We start from the raw sequence: 24,521 nt of genomic DNA on the forward strand, positions 1-24,521 counted from the left end.
CGCCAACCGTCCCGCTCATCGTGAGCAGTTCGGTGCTCAGCGCCATGCGGGCACCACTGCTTTAAGCGGAGTTTACCTTCGTACTTTCTTTAGCCCCCAAACCCCACAATCCCCTTCACCTCGAGAAACGCTTCGAGTCCCCATTCCCCATATTCCCGGCCATTCCCCGACTGCTTATACCCGCCGAACGGCGCGCCCGCATCCCAGGCCGGATAGTTCACATAGACGCTGCCCGCCCGCATGCGAAAAGCAACCTGCCTCGCCCGCACGATATCCGCGGACTGCACATAAGCGGCAAGCCCGAACGGCGTATCGTTTGCGATCGCGATCGCATCCTCTTCATCGCGATACGGCATGATGGACAGAACAGGACCGAAGATCTCTTCGCGCGCAATTGTCATTGACGGACTCACATGCGCGAACACAGTCGGCTTCACGTAATACCCGCGCGTCAGTCCATCGGGACGGCCCAGACCACCCGTCACCAGCTGCGCCCCTTCGTCGATACCGACGCCGATCAGCCGCTGCACACGCGCGAACTGCACGTCGCTGACTACGGGCCCCATCGTCGTCGCCGCATCGTCCGCAGGGCCGACGCGATGCGCTAGCGCCGCCCGCCGCGCGATCTCCACCGCTTCGTCATGCCGCGACGCGGGAACCAGCATCCGCGTCGGCGCATTGCATGACTGGCCGCTATTGCCGAAGCACGAATTCACGCCCGCCGTCACGGCCGCTTCGAGGTCCACGTCGTCGAGCAGAATGTTGGCCGATTTGCCGCCCAGTTCCTGATGCACGCGCTTGACGGTCGGCGCGGCCAGCCTTGCAATCTCGACGCCAGCGCGCGTCGAACCCGTGAACGACACCATATCGACATCAGGATGACTGCACAGCGCAGCGCCCACCGTCGGCCCATCGCCATTCACCAGGTTGAATACACCGGCAGGCACGCCCGCCGCATCGATCATTTCCGCAAACAGCACGGCATTGAGCGGCGACACCTCGCTGGGCTTCAGTACCATCGTGCAGCCCGCGGCGATCGCGGGCGCGACCTTGCACACGATCTGATTGATCGGCCAGTTCCACGGCGTAATCAACGCGACGACACCGACTGGTTCGTGATTGATCAGCGTCGTGCCACGCTTGCGCTGCCATTCGAACGTCTCGCACGCGCGCAGCACTTCTTCCAGATGCCGCTTGCCGAGTGCCGCTTGCCACGCGCGAGAGAGCGTCGCAGGCGCGCCGATTTCGCGCATGATCGTCGCGGCCATCTCGTCATAGCGTTCGAGATACGCATCGAGAATGCGCCGGATCAGCGCGACGCGTTCCTCAGGCAGCGTGCGGGAAAACGATGCGAACGCGCGCTTCGCTGCCGCAACCGCACGATCGACATCCTGCGGATTGCCGAGCGCCACTTCGGCGAACGGCTCTCCGGAGCAAGGATCGATGACGGGCAGACGCGCTGTGCCGGACGGCTCGACCCACGCGCCGTCGATATAGAACTTCAGTGAATTGGACATCCGTTTCCCAGAAAGAAATCAGGCCCGCGCGACGGCCGACGAGCGACGGCTCACGACGACGATCATCACGAGACACAATGTCAGCGCCGTCAGCATCGTGCTGATCGCGGCGATAGTCGGATCGATCTCGTCGCGCAGCGTGACGAACATGCGCCGCGTCAGCGTCTGGTTCGAGCCGCCCGAAATGAATAGCGCAACCACCGTTTCATCCAGCGCCTGAATGAACACGAACACCGCGCCGGAAATCACGCTTGCCTTGATCTGCGGCAGCGTCACCGCCATGAAGCTGCGAAAACGGTTCATGCCGAGACTGCGCGCGACCATCTCCTGCGTGCGGTCGAAGGTTCGCAAGTCCGCGCCGACGGAGATCAGCACGTACGGCAGCCCGAGCATCGTATCGGCGACGATCAGGCCGCCGAGCGTATTCACATACCCCGCTTGCGTGAACACGAAGAACACGCCCACCGCGACGATGATGATCGGCACCATCAGCGGCAGCATCAGCAGCGTGCGCAGATAGCGCACCGACCAGTGTGAGCCATGCTGGATACCATATGCGGCCGCAATGCCGAGCGGCGTCGCGATCAGCGCGGCGCATACGGAAGCCGTCAACGTGACGCGCGCCGCGTCGATCCATGCGGGATTGTCGAAGAACGAGTGGTACCAGCGCAGCGAGTACGCCGGCGGCGGGAACGTCATAAAACGCGTGTCTGAAAACGACAGCGGTACGACGATCACGACGGGCAGCATCAGGAATACGAGGATCAGCACGACAGCCGCGCCGAGCGTCACTCTTCCGAACGAGATCTTGTTCATTTCGCGCCCAGGGTCTTTTCGAGTGGAATCACGCGGCTCGCGGCATAGAAGATCGCGAACACGCAGATCAGCAGCACGACGCTGACGGCACTCGCCGCGCCCCAGCTGTTATAGATCTCGACGTTGCGGCTCACGACCATCGAAACCATGATCGACTTGCCGCCGCCCATCAGCTCAGGCGTGATGTAGAAGCCGAGACACAGCACGAACACGAGTGTCACGCCCGCCACGACGCCGCTCATCGACAACGGCAGGAACACGCGCCAGAACACATGCAGCGGCGAGCCGCCGAGGCTCGCGCCCGCCTGCGACAGGTTGGCCGGAATCTTCTGCATCGCGGAGTAAAGCGGCAGCACCATGAACGGCAGCAGGATATGCACCATCGCGATGATCGTGCCGAACTGGTTATACGCAAGCTGCACGGGTCTGTCGATCAAACCCATCGACATAAGCGCCTTGTTCACGAGCCCCGTGCGTTGCAGCAGCACGAGCCACGCATAGGTGCGCACGAGCACGCTGGTCCAGAACGGCAGGATCACCATGCCGAGTATCAGCGCGCTCCATTTCGGCGGGACGGATGCCGCGAAATACGCGACGGGATAGCCGAGCAACAGCGTAATGCCTGTCACGATGAAGCTCAGCCTGAACGTCAGCAGGAACGTGTCGAGATACGTGCCTGTAAAGATGCGCCGATAGTTGGCGAGCGTGAACGCGCCATCGTGATAGACCGACTGCCACGAAAGCCACGCGAGCGGCAACACGAGCAGCACGACGACGACGAACAGCGCAGGCCCCATTAACAGCAGCATCGTGCGATCTTCGCGCCGCTGATGGTGAACCGACGGATCGATCGTAGCGGCCTGCGTCACAGTCTGTTCCTGAAATATCCGTTTGACTGTCGTCATCATGCACCCACGGCGTCGAGAAACTGATACCACGCAGCGACGAGCCGGACGCCCGGTGCGCGCAGCGAATGAAACGGCACGGGCCGCAAGCCCTCCTGTGCGAGCAACGCAAGCTCCGGCTTCTCGCCGAGCGCCAGCGCGGCCGCATGCTGGCCGATCAGGCTCGCCATCGCGACGCCTGCTCCGTTATACCCAAGACAAAAAGTCGTGACATCGTCGCTGCGCCCGACATGCGGCAACGCGTTGAACGTCATCCCGACATAACCCGACCACCGGTACTCGACCCGCACGCCCGCGAGATCGGGAAAGAGCGCGACCATCGCGCGCTGCAACGCGTCGAAGCCCGTTGCCTGGCCCTCCTTGCCGAACGCATCGCGCCCGCCGAACAGCATGCGCCCGTCAACCTTGCGAAACCACTTCATCATGCGGCGCGTCTCGGTGTAGCTGCGCCGGTTGACCATCAGCTTCGCGTCGAGTTCCGCAGGCAGTCTTTCCGTGGCGATCATCGCGCTGCGAAACGGCACGAGTTCGCGTCGATAGGGAGAGGTCGCATCGGTGAGATTCGAGTAGGCATTGGTCGCGACGATCACCTGCTTCGCGCGCACCGTGCCGCCGGGTGCGCGCATCACGACCCCTTCCTGCACGCGCTTGATGTCGAGAACCGGCGTCGATTCGTAGATGGGGACGCCGCGCGCCGTCAGGCCACGTGCGATGCCGCGCACGTACTCGAGCGGCAGGATCGTGCCCGCGTCGGCGCTCAGCACGCCGCCGACAAAGCCCTTCGATCCCGTCTCGTGCGTCACCTCCTCGCGCGAGAGAACCGTCATCGACGTATCGCCCAATTGCGTGCGCACCCAGTCGGCTTCGGCGCGAATCGACGCGAACGCGCGCTCCGTGTGCGCGCAACGAAGGCTGCCTGTGTGTTCGAAGCTGGCGCGCCCGATCTTGAACTCGTCGACGAACTGTTCGACGACGCGCACGCCGTCATGCGCGAGCCGATGCATGCGCTTCGCGGTGTCGAGATCGTACGTGCTGGCAATCGACGGAAACGATAGACGGAACTTGGACGACACCACGCCGCCATTGCGCCCGCTCGCGCCCCATCCAACGGGGTTCGCATCGAACACCGCGCACTCGGTCCCGCGCTTTTGCAGCGCATACGCCGCCGCGAGGCCCGAATACCCCGCGCCGATGATCGCCACATCGACGATCAGATCGCGCGAGAGCGGCGTGCCCGTGCTGACGGGCGCGTGCATGACGGGCGAACGCGCAGCCATCGCCCGCCAGAGCGAATCCGGCTGCGGCCTGTGCGGTGTCGTCGGCGCGAGCATGATCAGGCGGCGCGCGCTTCGGCTTCGACGGCATCCGCGAGCGCGGCGAGCGTCGCGAACCTGAACGTCGGCTGAGTGACGTTTTCGGGAACGGGCGTTGCGCCGAAACCTTTCATGCCCTGGCGACGCTCGATCCAGCAGGTCGAGTAACCCAGCTTCGTCGCGATGCCGATGTCGTGATACTGGCTCTGCGCGGTGTGCAGGATCTCGTTGACCTTGTAGCCGAACGCAGCCTGACGTCCGCGGTTATAGGCGAAGAACTGCGGATCGGGTTTCGCGACCCCCGTTTCGTCGCAACACACGGTGTCGTCGAACGGATCGTCGAGCGTGTGCGCATACGCCGACAGCGCGACGCGATCCGCATTCGTCATCGCGACGAGACGATAGTGCTTACGCAGGCGCTTCAACGCAGCGACGGAATCCTCGAACGCGGGCCAGTCGAGCACGTCGCGCTGGAATGCAGCGGCCGATTGCGCATCGTCGGGCAGGCCAAGTTCTTTCGCGAGATACAGATACACGTTCGCCATCTCGTGGCTCGAACGGCCCGGATATGTCGCGCGGCCGCGCATGTACGGTTCGAAGATCTCGTCGTCGGTCAGGTCTTTCGCTTTCGTGCCGCCCAGACGCCGTACGGACGCGAGCACGCCCTTCTCGAAGTTGATTAGCGTGCCGACGACGTCGAACGTCAGAACCTTGAAATCGGTGAGCTTCATTTGCATCATCCCTTTGCAGTTTGCGTGAATCGGGTAAGACAGAATGCCCGTGCACAGGCGGCGAGAGAAATCAGGCGGACACGACGATCGTGTCCTGAGGATCGAGCGCGACGGTCATCTGCGCGCCCGGCGATGGAATGCGCCGGCGCGCTTCGTGGCTGCCGGGCTGTCTCAAGCTGATGGCCGTGCCGTCGGCGAGCGAGGCGAACACGCGCAAGCTCTCACCCTGGTACAGCACTTCCGTGACACGGCACGACAGACGGTTCGCGCTTGCGTGCGCATCGCCGCCGTCAATCACGAGCTTTTCGGTCTGCACCGCGAGCAGCAGCTTTTCACCGCGCGGCAGCCGATGCGCGGTGCGCAACACGGCATCGCCGAGACGCACGGCATCGTCGCCGGCGCGGCTCACGTCGAGCAGCGTCGCTTCGCCAATGAAGCTCGCGACGAACGCATCGCAGGGCCGGTCATAGAGACGCTCGGGCGTGTCGATCTGCACGAGCCTGCCGTCCTTCAATACGGCGACGCGGTCGCTCATCGTGAGCGCTTCGCGTTGATCGTGCGTGACATTGATGATGGTCGCGCCGAGTTTGCGATGCAGGCGGCGCAGTTCGATCTGCATGGTCTCGCGCAATTGCTTGTCGAGTGCGGAGAGCGGTTCGTCCATCAGGATCAGTTGCGGCTCGAACACCATCGCGCGTGCGAGCGCCACGCGCTGACGCTGGCCGCCCGACAACTGGCTGATGTTGCGAGACTCGTAGCCGCTCAGTTCCACCATGGCGAGCGCGTCGGCGACTTTCTTCGCCCAGCCCGCTTTCGGCTCGCGGCGCGCGCGCAACGGAAAGGCCACGTTCTCGCCGACCGTCATGTGCGGAAACAGCGCATAGTTCTGGAACACGATGCCGATGTCGCGTTTGTGCGGCGGCACAAATGTAACGTCGCGCTCCCCGACCCAGACCGCGCCCGAGGTCGGCTGAACGAAGCCGCCGAGGATGCCGAGCAGCGTCGTCTTCCCCGAACCGGACGGCCCGAGCAGCGACACGAATTCACCGGGTGCGATATCGAGCGACACGTCGTCCAGCGCGACCACCGGACCGTAACGCTTCGTTGCCGACCGGATCGATACTCCCGTTTTCGCTCGTGCGTCCATTGCGTATCTCTCGCTGGAAAGGGGTGACTTGAGAAAAAATATAAGTCCCGTTCTTTTTGACGGCAATTCCCAAATTGTTGGATCGGGCATAACATCAAGTCATGCCAAATCTTCGCAGGAAACTCCCGAGCGCCAATGCGCTGTTTGTGTTCGAAGCGGCCGCCCGTTGCGGCAACTTCACGCGCGCGGCGCAGGAGCTATACGTGAGCCAGCCTGCCGTGAGCCGCATGCTGGCGCGCATGGAGGACCATATCGGCGTGCGTCTGTTCGAGCGCGTCCGCGGTGGCATCGAGCTGACCGAAAGTGGCAGGGTTCTGTACCGCGCGATCTCGGAAGGCTTCAATGGGATCGAAAACGCAATCAGGGAAATCGAGGCGCGTGCGACGGGTGTCGAGTCGGTCATGCTGTCGGTATCGACGGGCTTCACCACGCACTGGCTGATGCCGCGCATGGGCCGCCTGAATCAGGCTTTTCCCAATATCGACTTGCGCTTTCAGCTGATATCGGGGCGCATCGGCGGTCCGCTCAACGATGTCGATCTCGGCATGCGCTTTCTGCACGATGGGGAGATCGACGAGAACGCGGTGCTGGTGATGCCCGAAACGCTCTTGCCCGTGTGCAACCAGCGCTATCAGGAGATTTCGCAGACCGACGCGGGCCGCCGGCACGGCGACACAGTCATCGTAATGGACGACGAGCAGCGCGGCTGGCACGAGCGCTTCGACGCGTTCGCCGGACACGCACGGCACGTCGCCAGCATGCTGAGCTTCAGCGACTACGCGATCGTCGTGCAGGCCGCCCTGCTTGGCCAGGGCATGGCGCTGGGCTGGCTCAATGTCGTGTCGCACTGGCTGGCGCAAGGCGCGTTGCTGCCTGCCGAAGAAGAGATCATCGTGACGAACCGGCGCTGCTGTCTGGTGACACCCGCCAACAAACCGCTACGGCCGTTCGTCGCGAATGTGCGCGACTGGCTGATCGAAGAGATGTGCAACGATCTGCGGGTCGTCGAGAAGAAGTACCCTGGGCTAAGGTTGCGGGAAACCATGGAGCAGAAGGGGCTCAAGTTCGGCTAAGCGGCGGCTTTTTTGTCTGCAGCACCGGTTGTTTTTTGCCTTTGCGCTGGCATCCGCGATGCGCCTACGCCGCGAATGCCAGGCAGAACAAAGATGCCCCGCTAAACTCATTGGCGAGTTCCCTCACCTCGCCCCTCGCGCGTTCTGCAGGAACATGCTCGGCGTCACGCCGCAAAACCGCTTGAAGTGGCGCGCCAGATGACTCTGATCGAAGAAACCGACCTCCGTCGCCACCACCGATCCGGGCACGCCCGCCAGCAGCAAGCTCTGCGCGCGCCGCACGCGCACGCTGCATAGATACCTGTACGGCGAAAGCCCGATCTGCTGCCTGAATACAGTGGCAAACCGCGACACGCTAAGCGCCGACAGTTCGGCCAGTTGCGCGAGGCTCACCGTCTTGTCGAAATTCGCCTCGATATAGGCGAGCGCATCGCCGAGAGTCACGGACGATCGGTTGACGGTACTCATGAAGAAACCTCGATAGTGGGCGATGCGCCTTGCGAGTGCACGGCGTGCTGGAATCGCCCGATTGAAAACGGTTCGAGCGGAATTGGCGTGCTGCCCGCGTCCATCAGCTCGGCCAGCGTCTCGCCGACGCCCGGACCGATCTGGAATCCCGATCCGCTGAAGCCGAACGCATAGAAGAGCCCATCGGCCTTCGCGCTCGGCCCGATCACCGGCTCGTAATCGGGCAGATAGCTTTCGACGCCGCTCCATACGCGAATTACATGCAACGGCGCGAGCGCGGGCACGAGGCGGCGGAACTGCGCGATCTGCTGCACGGTGTTTTCGGGCAGCACCGACGCACGCCGTGTCACGGCATCAGCGGGACCAGACGGCCCGCCGCCGAGCACGATATTGCCGCGCGGAATCTGCCGGAAATACACGCTCTCTTCCTTGATCGACGTGTACACGCCCATCGACGACTTGAACACGTAGGGCACGGGCTCCGTGACGGCCATTTGCGGTCCGCGCACGACGAGCGGCACCCGTTCGCCGAATTGCGTAGACAGGGCGTTCGCCCATGCGCCCGCGCAGATCAACACCTGCTCCGCGCGATAGACGTCGCCCGCCGCACTCTCGACGCGAAAGCCGCCGGCTTCTTTCTCGACACGCAAGATCTCGGTGTTCTCGACGATGCGTGCGCCAAGACGCGCCGCCGCACGCCCAAATGCAGGCGCGGCAAGCCGCGGATTCGCGTGACCGTCGAGCGGCGAAATGGATGCGGCTAACACCTCGCGGCCCAGAAATGGAAAGCGCCTGAACATCGCCGCGCCTTCGAGCACTTCCAGATCGAGGTCATACGCCCGGGCCTCGACGGCATAGCGATGAAAATACTCGGCGTCGTGCGCGTGATAGCACACGCGCGTATGGCCCGACGGCAAAAACTCGACGTCTTCTCCAAGGAGTTCTTTCGAACGGCGCCAGGTATCGAGCGCGCGATTGGCCATCGCGAGTTGCGTCAGCGCGCGACCCTGGCGGCGCACACCACCGAAGTTGACGCCGCTCGCCTGTTGTCCCGTCAATCCGCGTTCGAGAAGGATCACCAAACGCTGTCTGCGCCGCAGAAAAAACGCCGTCGACGTCCCGACGATCCCGCCGCCGATCACAATCACATCGGCACGATCACTCATTCGCTGAACTCCTGTGCGCAGTTGCCTGTTTCTTGTTCGGAATCGCGTCGAACTGCACGTTTCGGCACGAGCGTCATCGGCAGCGGCTTGACGGGCGCCTGTCCGCGCAGCCGTCCGACGGCTTCGAGCGGCACGCGTGCCTCGGCTGCGATCACTTCGGCGCCTGCATGCGCGCAGAAGCGCCCCTGGCAACGGCCCATGCCAACACGAGAAAACGCCTTCGCGCGATTCGCTTCCTTCGCGCCCATGTCGCGCACGACACGCCGCAATTCGCCTGCCGTGATCGCCTCGCAACGGCACACAATCGTGTCATCGGGCAGCGCCGCAGCAAAGCGCGCGGGCCAGGGAAACGCCGTTCGCAAGCCCGCTGCGAATCGCGTGAAGCGCGCCAGTTCCGCGCGCAACTGTCGAGCGCCTTCGCGTTCGATGCCCGCATCGTGCAGCGCGGCCAACGCAGCGAGCCGGCCCGCGCGTTCCGCTGCATCGGCGCCGCGCACGCGCGCGCCGTCGCCCGCAAGATAGACGCCCGCGACGCTGCTGCGGCCATCCGCGTCGATATGCGGAAGCCACGTCTGCGTCGCGTGGTCGAAACGGAATTCGCAGCCAGCGAGATCGGCAAGCTGCGTCTCGGCACGCAAGTGATAGCCGAGCGCAACGGCATCGCAATTCATGTCGAGCGTCGCGCCATTGGCGAGCGTCACGCGAACGCCCGTCACGCCGTGCCCGGACGAACCATCGATTGCAACGGGCGTCACGCCGCGATGAACGGGCACGCGGGCGCGACGCAGGACATTCATCAGCGCAATGCCCTTGCGCAACGTCGCGGGCATCGCGAGCAACTGGGGCAGCGCGCGCATGCGCTGTGCGAACGTCGACGTATCGAGCACCGCGCTCACCGTCGCGCCCGCCTTCACGTATTGCGCGGCCACCAGATACAGCAACGGCCCCGTGCCCACCATCACGGTGCGCGCGCCTACCGCGCAGCCTTGCGATTTCAGCGCGACCTGCGCGCCGCCAAGACTGAACGTGCCCGCGTGATGCCAGCCGGGAACGGGCATCAGCCGATCCGTCGCGCCGCTGCATACGATCAGCGCATCGAACGCGAGTTCGTCGTAGCGCGTGCCACTCACGACATGCAGCGCCTTCGGCCCGATATTCCAGACAAGCGTGTCGGGCAGATAGTCGATCTGCGCGCGCAACGCATCGAAGTCGCGATGCAGCGACGCGGCACGCGCTGCCTCCGTCCCATACAGCGTTTCATACGAGCGCGAGAAGCCTTCCGGCTGACGTCGATAAATCTGACCGCCGTCACGACGCCCTTCATCGATGACCGTCGGACGCAGCCCCGCTTCGACGAGCGCCTGTGCCGCTCGCACACCCGCTGGCCCAGCCCCGATCACGATCACCCTCCACTGCTTCAGGTCCCGATGCGTGGCCATACGCCCTCCCCGACGAACGCGATGCGCGTGACGATCGACATGCCCGGCGCGGCAGAGGTCGTGCAGGCGCGCACGCGTTCACCTTGCATCGTCCAGACCCAGCAGTCCTGGCACGCGCCCATCAGGCAAAAGCCCGCGCGGCGGCCGTCGCCGAACTCGGAATCGCGCAACGTGTCTTGCGTCGTCAGCAACGCGACCATCAGCGTGTCGCCTTCGGCCACCTGCGTGACAAGGCCGTCGACGGTGATGTCGAACGTCTTGCGTCCCGTCTCCGCCACCCTCACGAAGCGCGCGTTCATGCCGTCACCGTATCAGGTGACTGCATGCGCATCAGTTCCGCTGCGGAACGGTGGCAGCGAATCTGCGCACCCGAAGGCATTAGCTTGATCGGAGGCGGCACGAGGTTGCACTTGCCATCGATGCGCGCTGGACAGCGCGCGCGGAAACTGCACAGTTCGCTCGAATCGCTGGCGGGACCCATCGACGGCAACGCGCCGCCCGTCAGCGCACGCCGCGAGTCGAGCCAGCCGGGCCGCAGCGCAGGCACGGAATCGACCAGCAGGCCTGTGTACGGGTGATGCGGCGCCGCCGCCGCCAGCACGCTCCGCTGGCCGGCTTCCACGCATTGACCGGCATAGAGCACGATCACGTCCTCGCAGATCGCACGCACCGTTGAAATGTCGTGGCTGATGAACATGTACGACACGCTCAGTTCGCGGCGCAGTTCCGCGAGCAGATCGAGGATCGCTGCGCCGACCACTGTATCGAGCGCGGACGTCACCTCATCGCAGAGAATCAGCGCGGGGTTCGCGGCGAGCGCGCGTGCCAGATTCACCCGCTGCTTCTGCCCGCCCGACAGACCACCCGGCTGGCGCTTTGCAACCGATGCAGGCAGCCTCACCAGATCGAGCAGTTCCAGCATCCGTTTATGCGCTCCCGCGCCGCGCAGGCCGTGATAGAAGCACATCGGGCGCGCGAGGATGTCGGCGATCGTGCGGCTCGGATTGAGCGCGGTGTCGGCATTCTGGAAAACGATCTGCACGCGCCGGTACTGATCGGGTGTCCGCTCGGAGAGCTTCGCGGGCAGCGGCTTGCCGTCGAGCAATACGTCGCCGCGCGCGCGATCCACCAGCCCCGCCACGACACGCGCGAGCGTCGTCTTCCCAGAGCCCGATTCGCCGACCACGCCGAGCGCGCTGCCACGCGCAATCTTCAGGCTCACGTGGTCGAGCACACACACGGCGGGCACGCCGTTCGCATCGATGCGTCCATAGCCCGCGCTCAGATTGCGGATCTCGAGCAGCGGCGGCGGGTTGTCCTTCAATGGCGATACCGGCTCCGGCTCAGGACGCCGGGTCGCCGCCAGCAGCTGACGCGTGTATTCGTCGGCGGGCGCATCGAGCACTTGCATCGTCGTGCCGTTCTCGCGCACCATCCCGCCGTTGAGCACGACGATGCGGTCCGCCATCTGCGCGACCACGGCCAGATCGTGCGACACGTACACCGCCGTCGTGCCGAGTTCGCGGATCACTTTCTTGAACGCGGCGAGCACTTCGATCTGCGTGGTCACGTCAAGAGCCGTGGTCGGTTCGTCGAACACGACGACGGCGGGATCGGTAATCAGCGCCATCGCCGCCATCAGCCGCTGCAACTGCCCGCCCGACACCTGATGCGGATAGCGCGAGCCGATCGTTTCCGGCGCGGGCAGCGCGAGCGAGCGGAACAGTTCGATGGCCTTGGCGCGCGCGGCGGCGGGCGTCATCAGCTTGTGCAGCAGCGCGGGCTCCGTCACCTGGTCCATGATCGTGCGCGCGGGGTTGAAACCCGCCGATGCGCTCTGCGCAACGTATGCGACGGTGCGCGCGCGCAACGCGCGCCGTCCGTTCTCATCGAGCGACAGCACATCGACGCCGCCGATCTTCACAGAGCCGCCCGCAATCGAACATCCGCCGCGCGCGTGCCCGAGCAGCGACAGCGCGATTGTCGTCTTGCCCGAACCCGATTCGCCGATCAGCGCGAGCACTTCGCCCTTCTTCACCGAGAAATCGACACCCTTGACAATCTCGACGAAGGCATCGGGCGCGGTGCCTGCAACCACCCGAAGGCCTTTTACCTCGATCATGTTCATCGGCCGCCTCCATGAGTGCGTGCGCCGTGGCGGCGCAGGCTGTCGATCAGCAGATTCATGCCGACCGTCAGTGTCGCGATCGCGACGGCAGGCATCAGCACGGCGGGCGCGCCTTCCGCAAGACCGCCGATGTTCTCGCGCACGAGCGAACCCCAATCGGCATTCGGCGGCTGCACGCCGAGGCCGAGAAAGCTGAGGCCCGAGAGCAGCAGCACGATGAACACGAAGCGCAGGCCGAAGTCCGCGAGCATCGGATGAATCATGTTGGGCAGCACTTCGACGCGCGCGATGTAGAACAGCCCTTCGCCGCGCGCCTTCGCGACCTGGACGTATTCGAGCGTCATCAGGTTGACGGCAAGCGAGCGCGAGATGCGAAAAGCGCCGGGAATATAGGCGAGCGCGGCGACTATGATCAGCATCGGCACCGACGAGCCGAACGCGGCAATCACGACGAGCGCGAGCACCTTGCTCGGAATGGAGATCAGCGCGTCGAACAGGCGGCTCAGGACTTCGTCGACCCATCGCCCGGACACGGCGGCGACGAGACCGAAGAAGGTGCCGATGCAGCTCGCGAGCACCGTCGATGCGAGTGCAAGCCCAACCGTGTATTGAGTGCCGTAAAGCACGCGGCTCAGCATGTCGCGGCCCAGGTAATCGGTGCCGAGCGGATGCGCGGCGCTGTACACGCCGAAGATTTCCGTCGACGTCACCGCGCCGCCTTTGTACGGCGCGACCAGCGGTCCAATGAACGCGACGCCGAGCCAGAACACGACGAGCGCGAGGCCAATCAGGCCGAGCACCGAAAATCGGTTCACGAGGCGGCGCAATCGACCGCGTTTGACGACTTCCGTTTCGACGGACACCTCCTGCACGGCATCGGCGCAAAGCTTGCCGTCTTCATCGGGCACCGCGTACAGCACGGTCGTTGCATGAGATGTGGCGGGTCGGTTCATCGTTGACGCAGCCTCGGGTTGTAGATGATTTGACAGAGATCGGCGATCAGCACGAGCGCAAGGTACGCGGCGCAGAACACCATCACGCAGCCTTGCACGAGCGGCATGTCGCGGTTCGTGACGGCATCGACCATCAGGCTGGCGAGGCCCGGATAGTTGAAGATCGACTCGACGATCACCACGCCGCCGAACAGATACGACAGGCTCAATGCGACGGCGTTAGCAATCGGGCCGATCGTGTTGGGGAGCACATGACGCAATACGATGCGCATCGGCGACGCGCCCTTGAGCAGCGCCATCTCCACGTATGACGCGTTGAGCTGGTCGAGCACCGCGGCGCGCGTCATGCGCGCCATCTGCGCGACGATTACGCAGCACAGCGTCATCACGGGCATCGCGTAGATGCGCACCAGCGCGCCGAACGACGTCACCTCGGACAGATACGACAGTGCCGGCAGCCAGCGCAGCTTCACCGCGAAGACCAGCACGGCGACGGTCGCGATCAGAAACTCGGGCACGGCCACCGTCGACAGCGTCAGCACGTTGAGCACGCGGTCGAGCAGCGAGCCGCGAAACATCGCCGACAGAATGCCGATCACGAGCGCGACAGGCACCGACACGAGCGCCGTCAATCCCGCAAGCACCAGCGAGTTAGGCAGGCGCGTCGCGATCAGCTCACTGACAGGCAGGTTGTTCGACAGCGACGTGCCGAAGTTGCCGGTCACGACATGCACCAGCCACTGAAAATATCGCTGCAACGCGGGCTGATCGAGGCCGAACTGATGGCGCAAGGCCGCGACCTGCTCGGGCGTCGCCGCCTGGCCGAGCGCCTGTTGCGCGGCGTCGCCCGGCAGCAGGCCCGTGATCGCGAACACGATCGCGGACACCAGCAGCAGCGTCAGCAACGCAAGACCGAGGCGCGCGGCGATGAGACGTTGCGCGTGGGCTTTCATCGGATATCGCCTCCTTCGTTGAAGCCGCGTGCCGCACGTCGGCGGCACGCGTGATGACGGATCGTGCCCAGGCTCAGGCCTCGAGCCAGACGTTTTCCGCGAACATGAAGCCCATCAGGCCCGCGAGCGGAATCGAGCCGAGGCCCTTGAGCTTCGACGCATGCGCGTCGAGCGAACTCTGGAACAGCGGAATACCGATGCCGCCGTCTTCATGGACGACCTGCTGCATGTCGCCGTAGATCTTCTTGCGCTTCGCGTCGTCCGGTTCGCCGCGCGCGGCGACCAGCATCTGGTCGAACTTGGGGTTCTTCCAGTTCGCTTCATTCCACGGCGCGTCGGACTTGAAGAACTGCGTGAACAGCACGTCGGCGCTCGGGCGCGCATTGATGTTGCCGTAGCCAAGCGGATGCTTCATCCAGTGATTCGACCAGTAGCCGTCCGCGGGCACACGCACCACCTGCAGGTTCAGTCCCGCTTGCGGCGCGACCTGCTGCAGCAGCATCGCCATTTCGACGGAGCCTTCGGCGGCAGGCGACGCGTACAGCTGCACGGGCGCGCTGCCGAGCTTCGCCTTCTGGAAATAGAACTTCGCCTTGTCCGTATCGAATGCGCGTTGCGGCAGACCGGCCATGTAGTACTTGTTGGTCGGATCGATCGGCTGGTCGTTGCCGATTGCCCCATAGCCGCGGAACACCGCGCGGCGAATCTGCTCGCGATCCATCAGGTGCATCAGCCCGCGCCGGAAATCGGTCGTGCCCGTGATGCCGCCTTCGTCGCGCATGATCAGGTCCGTGTACGCGCCCGTCTTCGTTTCGAGCACCGAGAAGCCGGGCGTGCCCTTGATGCGGTCGGTCGAGCGCGGGCTCACTGCGTTGATCAGTTGCACGTCGCCGGAAAGCAGCGCGTTCACGCGCGCGGATTCGTCACCGATGCCGATCAGTTCCACCTCGTCGAGATGCGGCATGCCGGGCTTCCAGTATTTCTCGTTGCGCACGCCGACCGTGCGCACGCCCGGCGAGAACTCCTTGAGCTTGAACGGCCCGGTGCCGACGGCTGTTTTGAAGTCCGTCGTGCCGTCCTTGACGATGAGGAAGTGCGAAGTCGCGAGAATCACGGGCAGATCCGCGTTCGCGCCTTCGAGCGTGATCGTCACTTCGTTCGGGCCCGTCGCCTTCGCTTCCTTGATCTGGTCGGCGAGCGTCTTCGCCTTCGAGCCGAGAGCCGGGTCCTTGTGACGCATCAGCGAATAGATGACGTCGTTCGTCGCGAGCGACTTGCCGTCATGGAATTGCACGCCGCTGCGCAGCTTGACGACCCACACGGTCGCGTCCTTCGTTTCCAGTGATTCGGCGAGCGCCATCTTCGCGCCGAGGTGCGAGTCGAGTTCCGTCAGGCCGTTGTAGAACATGTTGGCGCGCACGTAGTCGGTGCCGAGCGCGCCCTTGGCGGGGTCGAGCGTATCGGCCGACGACGACGATTGCGTCGCCACGCGGATCTTGCCGCCCTGCTTCGGCTTTCCCTGCTGCTGCGCGAATGCGGCACTGCTCGTCGCCAGCAGGCCTGCACCCGTCAGCGACATCAGTCCGCCCGCCGCCATCGCGCGCAGGACATCGCGTCGCGATGCGCCGCGCCGCGTCAACTCTTCGAGCCGGATGCCGGCGTCGGCGACTGCTTCAGGCGATTTATCGATGCTCATGAAACTCTCCGCGTCAGATGTCATGGGGAAAATCGGCAGCTTCGGGCTGTCTGTGTGTGAAAACGGCTATCAATAGAAGACGTCTTTGATCTGGTAATACGCGCCGACGAGCGGCAAAAACCACGGCTTGCCCGTGTGCCCCGGAATGGCGGGCCAGTCGAAATCGCGCCACGGGTTCGCGGCCGCATTGCCGCCGATCACCTCGGCCATCACCTGGCCCATGTGCGTCGACATCTGCGTGCCGTGGCCGCTGTAGCCCATCGAAAAATAGATGCCGTCGTGCTGTCCGGCGTGCGGCAAGCGGTCTGCCGTGATATCGACGAGGCCGCCCCAGCAATAGTCGATGCGCGCGCCGGCGAGGCTCGGAAACATCTGGGCGAGAGTCGCCTGCAGGATGCGGCCGCTCTTCGCATCGGAAGGCCGTTCGGACGCGGTGAAGCGCGCGCGTCCGCCGAACAGCAAACGCGAATCGGACGTGACGCGGAAGTAGTTGTGCATCAGGCGGCTCGTCGTGTACGAGCGGCGCATCGGCAGCAGGCGCGCGAGCTGATCCGCGGGCAACCGTTCCGTCACGACGATGAACGAGCCGACAGGCGCCAGCCTGCGCCGGTACCATGCGAACGGACCATGCCGCGAAGGCCCCGTCGCGATCAGTACCTGATGCGCGCGTAACGTGCCGCGCGCCGATTCGATGCGCCACGCGCCATGATCCTTCTCGATCGATGTGACGGCCGCATGCTCGAACAGCCGCGCGCCGTTACGCAAGGCAGCGTTCGCGAGCCCGACGGCGAACTTGCCCATATGCATCTGCCCGCCGCGCTTTTGCAGCAGTCCGCCGTAAAAACAGTCCGACTCGACTTCGCTGCGAATGCGCTCGCGCGCGATGATCTCGACATCGGGATCGACTTCACGGCGAATCAGCTCAGCCGTGTGCTCGAGATGCGCGAGATGATGCGGCTTCGCCGCGAGCTTCAGCTTGCCCGACGCGAGGTAGTCGCAATCGATCTTCTCTTCGCGGATCAGCCGCTCGACGGTATCGACAGCGGCCGCATACGCCCGATAGCACGCCTGTGCGCGCTCGACGCCCAGTTGCTCGCGCAGCGCCGCATAGTCCTGCGCGACGCCCGTGTTGCACTGGCCGCCGTTGCGCCCCGACGCGCCACCGCCGACGCGCCCGGCGTCGAGCACTGCCACCGTTGCGCCGCGCTTGCCGAGCGCGAGCGCGGCCGACAATCCGGTGAAACCGCCGCCGATCACGGCGACGTCGACATGGCCTTCGACGGGACCCACGCAGGCCGCAATGGCGGCAGGCGCGGTATCGAGCCAGTAGGAGTCGAGTTTCATCGGGTGTCCTCGTGGGGATGACGAGCGTGAATCAGAGGCCGAGCTTCGTCGCGATATCGCCGATCGTGTCGACTTCGTAGTATTCGTAATACGGCGTGCCCGGCTCATGGCCGCGCTTGACGAACGCCTTGTGCCTGATGCCCATGTCGTGCGCTGTCATCAGGTCGTAGCGCAGGCTCGACGAAACGTGCAGCACGTCGCCCGGATTGCAGTTCAGCTGATCGAACATGTACTCGAAGCCCTGCATGCGCGGCTTGTACGATTGCGCCTGCTGCGCGGTGAACACGCGGTGGAACGGCGCGCCGAGCTTGTCGACGTTGCTCTGGATCTGGTCGTCCGAGGCGTTCGACAGGATCACGAGCTTGTACTTCTTCGCAAGACGCGATAGACCTTCCGGGACGTCCGGATGCGGGCCCCATGTCGGCACGGCCAGGTAGAACTTTTCGGCCTCCGCTTCATTGAACTCGACATTCATGCGCTTGCACGCGCGGCGCACGGCATTGACGATCACGTCTCGATACGGCTTCCACGCGCCGAGCACTTCGTCGCGGCGATAGCCCGCGAAGAACGCGACGAATTGCTCCAGTTCGGCGCCATGCAGGCGATTGCCGTACATTTCGCGGGCCATGTCGGCCATACGGAATTTCGTCAGCGTGCCGTAGCAGTCGAACGTGATGTACTTCGGCTCGAAATCGATCATGGTGTCAGTCCTATCGTGGTGTGAACTCGTGCGGCGACCCATACGGGACCCGTCCGGAGTTCAGTGGCGAAAACAGGAAACTCATCCCTGTGGAAAATTTAAACAGTGCAAAAAGTACAGATGTCGCTGATTCGAGTGGCTCCGGCGATACAAACCACGCGTTTTGAGTGGCGTCGGCAGCAGACTATGCGGCGCCGTTTCCTGCATACGTGCGCGAAGGATTCTTAGAGGCGCACATCGATCAGCACGCTCTTGAAGCGCAGATTCGCTTCGTAAGCCTGCCGGCCGAGATCCTTGCCGATGCCCGAGCGCTTGTAGCCGCCCGTCGGGATCATGAAATCGCTGGTGCGCCCGTAGCGGTTCACCCAGACCGTGCCCGCCTCGATGCCCCGCACCATACGCAGCGCGCGGCCCAGATCGGCCGTATGCACGCCCGCCGCGAGCCCATACTCCGGATGCGCAGCGAGTTCGAGCGCTTCTTCTTCGGTGTCGAAGGTTTGCAAGGTCAGCACAGGCCCGAAGACTTCGTGGCGCACGGCTTCCGTGTCCGGCGTGACATTCGCGAGCAGGGTCGGCATATAGAAGGCGCCGGGCGTGGCGGCGTCCGCGCGTCGGCCGCCGCCGCGCAAGGTCGCGCCGCTCGCGACGCTGCGTTCGACGATGGTGTCGATGCGCACCGCCTGCGGCTCCGAGATGATCGGCGGCAATGTCGTGCCGGGCGCCCACGTTGGGCCCGCCTTGAGTTCGCTAAAGAAGTTGACGATCCGCTCGGCGAGTTCATCCGCGATCGACCGTTCGACGAGAAGCCGCGATCCCGCCACGCACACCTGCCCCGCATTCACCGTGATCGCGCCTGCAATGCGGCGCACGACATCATCGAGGCGCGGCGCATCCGCGAAGACGATCTGCGGACTCTTGCCGCCCAGTTCGAGCGTGACAGGCTTCGTGCCGGACTCCGCGCATGCGGCCATGATGGCGGCGCCCGTGCGCGTCGATCCCGTGAACGTCACCTTCGCGATGCGCGAGTCGCGCACGAGCGCATCGCCCGTCGTGCGTCCATCGCCTTGCACGACGTTGAAGATGCCGGGCGGCACGCCCGCTTCCACCGCGAGTTCAGCAAGCCGCAGCACGGAGAACGGCGTCATCTCCGAAGGCTTCAGCACGACTGCGTTCCCCGCCGCGAGCGCGGGCGCGATCTTCCACGATGCCATCACCAGCGGGAAATTCCACGGCGCAATGGCGGCGATCACGCCGTAGGGTTCGGCGATCGTCATGCCGAGATGATCGTGGTCCGTCGCCGCGACGTCGCCGCCGACCTTGTCCGCGAACTCAGCGTAAAAGCGAATCCCTTCCGCCGTGAACGGCACGTCCCAGCAAAACGCATCGCGAATGGGCCGCGTCGAGCCGAGCGATTCGAGCGGCGCGAGCGTGCTCGCGTCGGCGGCGACGAGATCGGCGAAGCGCCGCAGCACGCGCGCGCGTTCGCGCGGCGCCGTGCGCGCCCAGCCGCTCGTCCGGAACGCGGTCCATGCGTTCTGCACCGCGCGATCGATCAGCGCGGCATCGGCGATGGGCACCGACGCGTAGATGACGCCATCGGACGGACGCGCGACCTCGATGTGCGACGCGCCTTCATCGACATATTCGCCGTCGATGAAATGTCCGCTGCGCACGTTGATGGTTGCGGGATCGAAACGGTCCATTTGCGTGAGTCCTTCGATTGCCTTGGATGCAGGAAATCGTATGCCCGGCTGGTCGGCAGATTTCACCGACAAAAAAGCGCGCACAGCAGAATCGACGCGTTATCGTGGCAGGAACCCTGCGTTTTGCATTGCATCATCGTCGTCACGGTTGCGGACCATGCAATAGAAGGATCGTCCTAGCCAGGCGCACCGGACGGTGAGAGAGTCACGGTATGTGTCTTCAGAACGAGGAGGCCGGCGTGTCCGACCCAAACAGCAACGGCGTGATCGGGTACCGCCCTTTCACGTCCGACGACATCGCGGCAGCACATGCGCTGTCGCGCGCCGTCAGATGGCGGCACCGTCCCGATGACTGGTGCTTCGCGGCGCGCACGGGCCAAGGCTTCGTCGCCGAGGACGGGAGCGGCGTGATCGGTACGGCGCTGTCGTGGCGGTTCGGGCGCGAGGCCGCGACGCTCGGCATGCTGATCGTGGCGCCCGGGCGACAACGGCGCGGCGTCGGACGCAAGCTGATCGAGCTACTGATCAAAGACCTCGGCACGCGTACCTTGCTGATTCACGCGAGCCCTGCTGGCCTGCCACTGTGCGAGCAGTTCGGCTTTCGCAACATCGGCACGATCCATCAGCATCAGGGCGCGGCATTTCAGCCGCCGCTCGTCTCACTGCCGCCTGGCGAGCGTCTGCGCCCTCTCGGCGTCAACGATGCGCCGCGTCTCGTCGAACTCGCTTCGCGCGCGAGCGGACTGGACCGGCGCGAATTGCTCCCGCAGTTGCTCGATATCTCCAGCGGCATCGCGCTCGACCGCGATGGCGAACTGATCGGCTTCGCGCTGTTCCGGCGCTTCGGCGATGGCCATGTGATTGGCCCCGTGATCGCGCCCGGCTCGCCCGATGCGAGCCGCGCGAAGGCACTGATCAGCCACTGGCTCGCGTTGAATGCGGGCATGTTTGTGCGCGTCGATACGCCCGTGGAGCACGGACTCTCCACGTGGCTCGAAGGGCTTGGGCTGCCGCACGTCGACAGCATCGAGAGGATGATGCGCAATGGGCCGCTCCCTGTCGATGCACAGTTCAAGCAGTTTGCGATTGCGAGCCAGGCGGTGTGGTGATGCTCGCAAGCCGTTAGCGTGCCAGGAAAGAACAAGGCCCGCGTGCGCGATACGCGATTCGCGCAACGACGCGGGCACTTCGAATTCACATCTTGTCGGCCAGCGCGACGGCGGCCTCGTTGGAATTGCGACGCTGTAGTAGACGAGGCAGCCATCCTTCCTTGTCGCCTCTATGTTGGGCAGCCCGGATGACGGCACGCGCTCCGTGGATCAACAACGCGTCGTTAACGACATTAATTGATGAACGCTACAGCGGCGGCGGCGGCTGTAGAGTTCAGCAATTGATGTCGCGGTTTGACAACCAATTCGTGTCGTTTTTCACGGGTCGCGCCGGCCAATTTCGCACCCGTCCGCTCGATGTCCAACCATTTCGTGTCGCCTTGACAGGCAGACACTTAAATTTTCGACGATCTGTCCCTTTGCGCCATAAAGCAATGTAAATTCGTCACGGCTCGGACTTCGATGGCAGTTGGCCCGACTCTACACCACCGTCTTGCCAATACCTTCGCTGCCGATCGAACACACGCAGTCTCAACGGCATCTACCAGAGCGCTCATTCCCTGCTTTCGCTGGGCGACAATTATCGGCCTTAGCTGACGTTGGCCGGTGATTCGGCCAACGACCGTTACACGTAGCTTAGCTGTCAACTGATGGGCAGTGCAGGCGAATGTCAACTGTGACCGACTCACAGAGGCAGTTATCGCTGTTCTATGAGATCGGGAACTTCTTTACGTGATCGGTTTGCGTGTGAACGCGTTACGTTTGGCGAGGAGGCGTTAGTCGATCGTTACCAGACCGACTAGCTGCAATACAACTGCGCCTATAGAAGTGCGGAACGAGAAACCCGATGCACATCCCTATAATGGCTGAGTTGATATATATCTGGCGCCAGTTCGGTTCTAGCCGCTGTTCGTAGAAAGCTCGCAAGTTATCGTCGCTCTTGAAAAACTGTAGCACTATGTACTGCACAAGAACGAAGAACGCTGCGAGCGCGATCGCTTCAACATAACGCAGCCAGACAGGCGGATCATTGACGCCATAATAGTCATCCGCCACCCACGCGATGCCGACAGTGGTAAAGAATGTTCCAACGTACCAAGGCCAACGTTCTATCGATTCATTCAATGCATTCGAAAAGAGACCTTGCTGAACGAGTAGATCCAACGGATTACCGGTACTAACCCATATCATTCGCAGCACCAGAGCAGCGGGAAAGGATGCAGCTACAGCGAACACGCCACATATTGCATACGCAGCAACGGGACGCCGATCTGGAAGTTTCACTCGCGCATAGGACCAGGCGGCTTTCGGATAGACTGCCGCGGCGATCGAGATTCCGTAGATCATCGGCAGCAAGATGGCCAAACGAAAACTTGCAGCATCGGCTGCTCCGCTGACCGCACCCAACAAAACGATCACGATTACCACCACAAAGAAAATTAAACCGATGACAAGTACGAGGTCGTCGGCTCGCAATGGGTTATCCGGTTTGCTGACGTTACGGAAACCAAGTTTGGCAAGTGTTGAGTAGCGGCTATTCGGCCCCCATTCACATTCGAGTACGCCGCTGCTGACGAAGTCGCACAGGTCCTTGTAAACGGCATCGATTTCACCAAGCAGTTTTTGCCTCAGAGGCATGGCCAAGGACACGTGCTCGCTCATATCGAGCATCGCTAGCGTATCGGCTGTTAGATTTATGCGCAGTTTGTCGATATGCTGGTCGAAGTCGGTCAGTCTTTCTTGCTGGCGATCCGTAAACCTTCCAAAACGTGAATCCGGCCATTGTCGAAGCGTCGCGTAAAGGGCCGCAGTTCTCGCCCATTTCCCGGTCAGTGTGTTTGTTGGCGATGCAAGCCAGTCGGTACTCACACCGATACGATCGAGTGAATCCCTAATTTCTTTGATAGCATCTTCTTGCGGGGCGAATTCCACGTTGCGGAGCTTGCCGCTTAGTTCACGCACTTCATAAGGAATATTTCCAATACGCTCGAACCATTTCTTCACCACTTCATCGACTTTTTTTAGCACTGGGGAATGCGGAAGGATAGAAGTGAGGAACAAAGCCGTCAAAAGTGGTTCCGGTAGGTCATTGAGGTTGGAATGGGCGTCGTCAACGCCCAGAAACGCTGCGAGTGAAGACGTGTTGGAAAAAGCCTGACTAAGGACGTAGTAAAGCAACAGCATTGATAGAGCATAGCCACTGCGCGCGATCCAATACCGCGCGAAAGTCGTTGTTGGGCGCATTGGAAGTGGACTTTCGAATCTATCGTTTGCATATACCACGACGACGAATACGCCGATCAACCACTGCAAAATGATCGTTTCCTGACTGTGTGTCATTTTGATTACCTCGCCATACCGCTTTCTGCATGTAACCCACTGAATCTCCCCGTTAAGCGTGCACAGGCAACGGGCGAACCAGCGAGACTCCTCGAACTACCGACATAGTCTCCCGTCTACAGTAGTAGACCGGCGTAAGACTGTGTATATGAAGAAAGTCATAGAATTGTTGACCTGGCTCGCCATGTTTCTGAGCAGCGCTCTGTACGGCGCAATTCGAACGTCCATTTGCGGTTGGTTTGTTGCGTTGGCCGTCGGCCACGGATCGGCCAATAATTGCCGTTCGCGCAATACCGGGAGTCGCAGTGAGGTTGTCGACGCGCGACGAATCGCAACGGTCACAAGAGTGCAGATGTGCGCGGCCGGGGCTGGATGCCTCGATCTCAGATCATGCTGACTCGGGGATGTTAAGCAGCCGATCTCGCGAACGGCTGCGATGCTCCTATGAACTGCCTCACAGCGGCCGACACTCCAACGGCAGCAAAGGCCGAACTGCCGACCGTCGCCCTCCTCTCCCCAAGCGGCGCGCGTTCCAGGATCTTTGCCGTGATAAGGCGCGGGTTATCACGGCAATCGTCCGTGGACAACAATAGCCCCCGCGATACCCAACGAGACAGGGCGTGCACACGTAAGCCGCGATCCGACCCACTTGTGTGTGCCCGCTTAGATCTTTTGCGCCCCTCACTATTTGCTGGACGCAATATCGATCCGAAGCGGTCTTACCTGCATACGCTACAGCACGCGTGCGCGCGCGCAGCGCCCTGCACCGCCGATGCAAAACACGGGAAATCATGGAAGTGCAGATGCCTCGCGGCACAGTCAAGGACGGCTTCGGGTGGCAGTCTCAGCTCATGGGCCACAGACAGACTCGTTTTCATTACGAGCAGGACAAGTTCGCTCCACTCGTCTTGACGGCAACCTCTCGTCGAGCTCTCGTACATCGTCGCCACCGTGTGTGCACGTCGCGTGAAGCCATACTACGGTGAGCGGATTTTCAACTGCATTACGCGGCATCACCGT

General features: G+C 63.1%; 20 protein-coding genes and 1 pseudogene. 2 read left to right on the plus strand and 19 right to left on the minus strand.

Translation table 11 applies throughout. The annotated features are described in order from the left end of the window. Positions 1-89: 89 nt before the first annotated feature. The 6 genes from VSR68_RS06960 to VSR68_RS06985 all read right to left on the minus strand — a co-directional run bounded on the left by VSR68_RS06960 (position 90) and on the right by VSR68_RS06985 (position 6,429). Positions 90-1,517, minus strand: a complete 1,428-nt coding sequence (locus VSR68_RS06960) for an aldehyde dehydrogenase family protein (RefSeq protein WP_342939112.1) — start codon at positions 1,515-1,517, stop codon at positions 90-92. A gap of 18 nt (positions 1,518-1,535) precedes the next feature. After that, positions 1,536-2,333, minus strand: a complete 798-nt coding sequence (locus VSR68_RS06965; RefSeq protein WP_342939113.1) for an ABC transporter permease — start codon at positions 2,331-2,333, stop codon at positions 1,536-1,538. Then, positions 2,330-3,238: an ABC transporter permease gene (locus tag VSR68_RS06970; protein WP_428983473.1), complete on the minus strand. Its 909-nt coding sequence runs from the start codon at positions 3,236-3,238 to the stop codon at positions 2,330-2,332. The genes VSR68_RS06965 and VSR68_RS06970 overlap by 4 nt, the downstream gene beginning before the upstream one ends. Next, on the minus strand, positions 3,238-4,569 hold the full coding sequence (locus VSR68_RS06975; protein WP_342939115.1) for an FAD-binding oxidoreductase: 1,332 nt from the start codon (positions 4,567-4,569) through the stop codon (positions 3,238-3,240). The genes VSR68_RS06970 and VSR68_RS06975 overlap by 1 nt, the downstream gene beginning before the upstream one ends. A 2-nt stretch (positions 4,570-4,571) precedes the next feature. Continuing rightward, positions 4,572-5,282: an HAD-IA family hydrolase gene (locus tag VSR68_RS06980; protein WP_342939116.1), complete on the minus strand. Its 711-nt coding sequence runs from the start codon at positions 5,280-5,282 to the stop codon at positions 4,572-4,574. Positions 5,283-5,352: 70 nt separating this feature from the next. Continuing rightward, entirely contained in the window at positions 5,353-6,429 is a 1,077-nt protein-coding gene (locus tag VSR68_RS06985) for an ABC transporter ATP-binding protein (RefSeq protein ID WP_342939117.1), read from the minus strand. Between the two features lie 101 nt (positions 6,430-6,530). Here VSR68_RS06985 and VSR68_RS06990 point away from each other — a divergent pair, with 101 nt between their 5' ends. Beyond that, the gene (locus tag VSR68_RS06990; protein ID WP_342939118.1) at positions 6,531-7,502 is read left to right on the plus strand and encodes a LysR family transcriptional regulator; all 972 of its coding nucleotides are present in this window, start codon (positions 6,531-6,533) and stop codon (positions 7,500-7,502) included. A 123-nt stretch (positions 7,503-7,625) separates the two neighbouring features. Here VSR68_RS06990 and VSR68_RS06995 read toward each other — a convergent pair whose 3' ends face one another. From VSR68_RS06995 to VSR68_RS07045, 11 genes are all read right to left on the minus strand, one after another. After that, the gene (locus VSR68_RS06995) at positions 7,626-7,970 is read right to left on the minus strand and encodes an AraC family transcriptional regulator (RefSeq protein WP_342939119.1); all 345 of its coding nucleotides are present in this window, start codon (positions 7,968-7,970) and stop codon (positions 7,626-7,628) included. Then, positions 7,967-9,136, minus strand: a complete 1,170-nt coding sequence (locus tag VSR68_RS07000) for an FAD-binding oxidoreductase (protein WP_342939120.1) — start codon at positions 9,134-9,136, stop codon at positions 7,967-7,969. Before VSR68_RS07000 ends, VSR68_RS06995 begins: the two co-directional genes overlap by 4 nt. Then, on the minus strand, positions 9,133-10,575 hold the full coding sequence (locus tag VSR68_RS07005; protein ID WP_342939121.1) for an NAD(P)/FAD-dependent oxidoreductase: 1,443 nt from the start codon (positions 10,573-10,575) through the stop codon (positions 9,133-9,135). Before VSR68_RS07005 ends, VSR68_RS07000 begins: the two co-directional genes overlap by 4 nt. After that, positions 10,554-10,874 carry a (2Fe-2S)-binding protein gene (locus tag VSR68_RS07010; protein ID WP_342939122.1) on the minus strand — a complete coding sequence of 107 codons (321 nt, stop codon included), beginning with the start codon at positions 10,872-10,874 and terminating at the stop codon, positions 10,554-10,556. The genes VSR68_RS07005 and VSR68_RS07010 overlap by 22 nt, the downstream gene beginning before the upstream one ends. Beyond that, positions 10,871-12,703, minus strand: coding sequence for an ABC transporter ATP-binding protein (locus tag VSR68_RS07015; protein ID WP_342939123.1), 1,833 nt, complete (start codon positions 12,701-12,703; stop codon positions 10,871-10,873). Before VSR68_RS07015 ends, VSR68_RS07010 begins: the two co-directional genes overlap by 4 nt. Continuing rightward, a complete protein-coding gene (locus tag VSR68_RS07020; RefSeq protein ID WP_342939124.1) occupies positions 12,700-13,656 on the minus strand; it encodes an ABC transporter permease in 957 nt (318 codons plus the stop codon). Before VSR68_RS07020 ends, VSR68_RS07015 begins: the two co-directional genes overlap by 4 nt. Then, the gene (locus VSR68_RS07025; protein ID WP_342939125.1) at positions 13,653-14,609 is read right to left on the minus strand and encodes an ABC transporter permease; all 957 of its coding nucleotides are present in this window, start codon (positions 14,607-14,609) and stop codon (positions 13,653-13,655) included. Before VSR68_RS07025 ends, VSR68_RS07020 begins: the two co-directional genes overlap by 4 nt. Before the next feature lie 73 nt (positions 14,610-14,682). Next, complete coding sequence (locus VSR68_RS07030; protein ID WP_342939126.1) at positions 14,683-16,305, minus strand: ABC transporter substrate-binding protein; 1,623 nt, start codon at positions 16,303-16,305, stop codon at positions 14,683-14,685. Between the two features lie 69 nt (positions 16,306-16,374). Next, positions 16,375-17,649 (minus strand): FAD-binding oxidoreductase, encoded by a 1,275-nt coding sequence (locus tag VSR68_RS07035; RefSeq protein WP_342939127.1) that lies wholly within the window; start codon positions 17,647-17,649, stop codon positions 16,375-16,377. 31 nt (positions 17,650-17,680) lie between these two features. Further along, positions 17,681-18,349 carry a haloacid dehalogenase type II gene (locus VSR68_RS07040; RefSeq protein WP_342939128.1) on the minus strand — a complete coding sequence of 223 codons (669 nt, stop codon included), beginning with the start codon at positions 18,347-18,349 and terminating at the stop codon, positions 17,681-17,683. A gap of 224 nt (positions 18,350-18,573) precedes the next feature. Then, positions 18,574-20,052: an aldehyde dehydrogenase family protein gene (locus VSR68_RS07045; RefSeq protein ID WP_342939129.1), complete on the minus strand. Its 1,479-nt coding sequence runs from the start codon at positions 20,050-20,052 to the stop codon at positions 18,574-18,576. 212 nt (positions 20,053-20,264) lie between these two features. On the opposite strand from VSR68_RS07045, the gene VSR68_RS07050 reads away from it, so the two are divergent. Next, positions 20,265-21,161, plus strand: coding sequence for a GNAT family N-acetyltransferase (locus tag VSR68_RS07050; protein ID WP_342939130.1), 897 nt, complete (start codon positions 20,265-20,267; stop codon positions 21,159-21,161). Positions 21,162-21,246: 85 nt separating this feature from the next. Here the strand turns inward: VSR68_RS07050 and VSR68_RS07055 are convergent. Together VSR68_RS07055 and VSR68_RS07060 are read right to left on the minus strand one after the other, a co-directional pair. Next, positions 21,247-21,378, minus strand: a pseudogene (locus VSR68_RS07055) (IS110 family transposase); the annotation flags it as partial. Positions 21,379-21,917: 539 nt separating this feature from the next. After that, positions 21,918-23,501, minus strand: coding sequence for a hypothetical protein (locus tag VSR68_RS07060; RefSeq protein ID WP_342939131.1), 1,584 nt, complete (start codon positions 23,499-23,501; stop codon positions 21,918-21,920). Positions 23,502-24,521: the final 1,020 nt, after the last annotated feature.

Source organism: Paraburkholderia phymatum (genome assembly GCF_038900715.1).
In the GTDB taxonomy this organism is placed as follows: Bacteria; Pseudomonadota; Gammaproteobacteria; order Burkholderiales; family Burkholderiaceae; genus Paraburkholderia; species Paraburkholderia phymatum_A.

What these genes read in the sequence shown, in the direction of transcription:
- VSR68_RS06960 (WP_342939112.1), bottom strand. Translation starts at nt 1,517, where the DNA reads ATGTCCAATTCACTGAAGTTCTATATCGACGGCGCGTGGGTCGAGCCG.
- VSR68_RS07000 (WP_342939120.1), bottom strand. Translation starts at nt 9,136, where the DNA reads ATGAGTGATCGTGCCGATGTGATTGTGATCGGCGGCGGGATCGTCGGG.
- VSR68_RS06970 (WP_428983473.1), bottom strand. Translation starts at nt 3,238, where the DNA reads ATGACGACAGTCAAACGGATATTTCAGGAACAGACTGTGACGCAGGCC.
- VSR68_RS07040 (WP_342939128.1), bottom strand. Translation starts at nt 18,349, where the DNA reads ATGATCGATTTCGAGCCGAAGTACATCACGTTCGACTGCTACGGCACG.
- VSR68_RS07035 (WP_342939127.1), bottom strand. Translation starts at nt 17,649, where the DNA reads ATGAAACTCGACTCCTACTGGCTCGATACCGCGCCTGCCGCCATTGCG.
- VSR68_RS07025 (WP_342939125.1), bottom strand. Translation starts at nt 14,609, where the DNA reads ATGAAAGCCCACGCGCAACGTCTCATCGCCGCGCGCCTCGGTCTTGCG.
- VSR68_RS07050 (WP_342939130.1), top strand. Translation starts at nt 20,265, where the DNA reads ATGTGTCTTCAGAACGAGGAGGCCGGCGTGTCCGACCCAAACAGCAAC.
- VSR68_RS07020 (WP_342939124.1), bottom strand. Translation starts at nt 13,656, where the DNA reads ATGAACCGACCCGCCACATCTCATGCAACGACCGTGCTGTACGCGGTG.
- VSR68_RS06985 (WP_342939117.1), bottom strand. Translation starts at nt 6,429, where the DNA reads ATGGACGCACGAGCGAAAACGGGAGTATCGATCCGGTCGGCAACGAAG.
- VSR68_RS07045 (WP_342939129.1), bottom strand. Translation starts at nt 20,052, where the DNA reads ATGGACCGTTTCGATCCCGCAACCATCAACGTGCGCAGCGGACATTTC.
- VSR68_RS07030 (WP_342939126.1), bottom strand. Translation starts at nt 16,305, where the DNA reads ATGAGCATCGATAAATCGCCTGAAGCAGTCGCCGACGCCGGCATCCGG.
- VSR68_RS07060 (WP_342939131.1), bottom strand. Translation starts at nt 23,501, where the DNA reads ATGACACACAGTCAGGAAACGATCATTTTGCAGTGGTTGATCGGCGTA.
- VSR68_RS06975 (WP_342939115.1), bottom strand. Translation starts at nt 4,569, where the DNA reads ATGCTCGCGCCGACGACACCGCACAGGCCGCAGCCGGATTCGCTCTGG.
- VSR68_RS06965 (WP_342939113.1), bottom strand. Translation starts at nt 2,333, where the DNA reads ATGAACAAGATCTCGTTCGGAAGAGTGACGCTCGGCGCGGCTGTCGTG.
- VSR68_RS07010 (WP_342939122.1), bottom strand. Translation starts at nt 10,874, where the DNA reads ATGAACGCGCGCTTCGTGAGGGTGGCGGAGACGGGACGCAAGACGTTC.
- VSR68_RS07005 (WP_342939121.1), bottom strand. Translation starts at nt 10,575, where the DNA reads ATGGCCACGCATCGGGACCTGAAGCAGTGGAGGGTGATCGTGATCGGG.
- VSR68_RS06980 (WP_342939116.1), bottom strand. Translation starts at nt 5,282, where the DNA reads ATGAAGCTCACCGATTTCAAGGTTCTGACGTTCGACGTCGTCGGCACG.
- VSR68_RS07015 (WP_342939123.1), bottom strand. Translation starts at nt 12,703, where the DNA reads ATGAACATGATCGAGGTAAAAGGCCTTCGGGTGGTTGCAGGCACCGCG.
- VSR68_RS06990 (WP_342939118.1), top strand. Translation starts at nt 6,531, where the DNA reads ATGCCAAATCTTCGCAGGAAACTCCCGAGCGCCAATGCGCTGTTTGTG.
- VSR68_RS06995 (WP_342939119.1), bottom strand. Translation starts at nt 7,970, where the DNA reads ATGAGTACCGTCAACCGATCGTCCGTGACTCTCGGCGATGCGCTCGCC.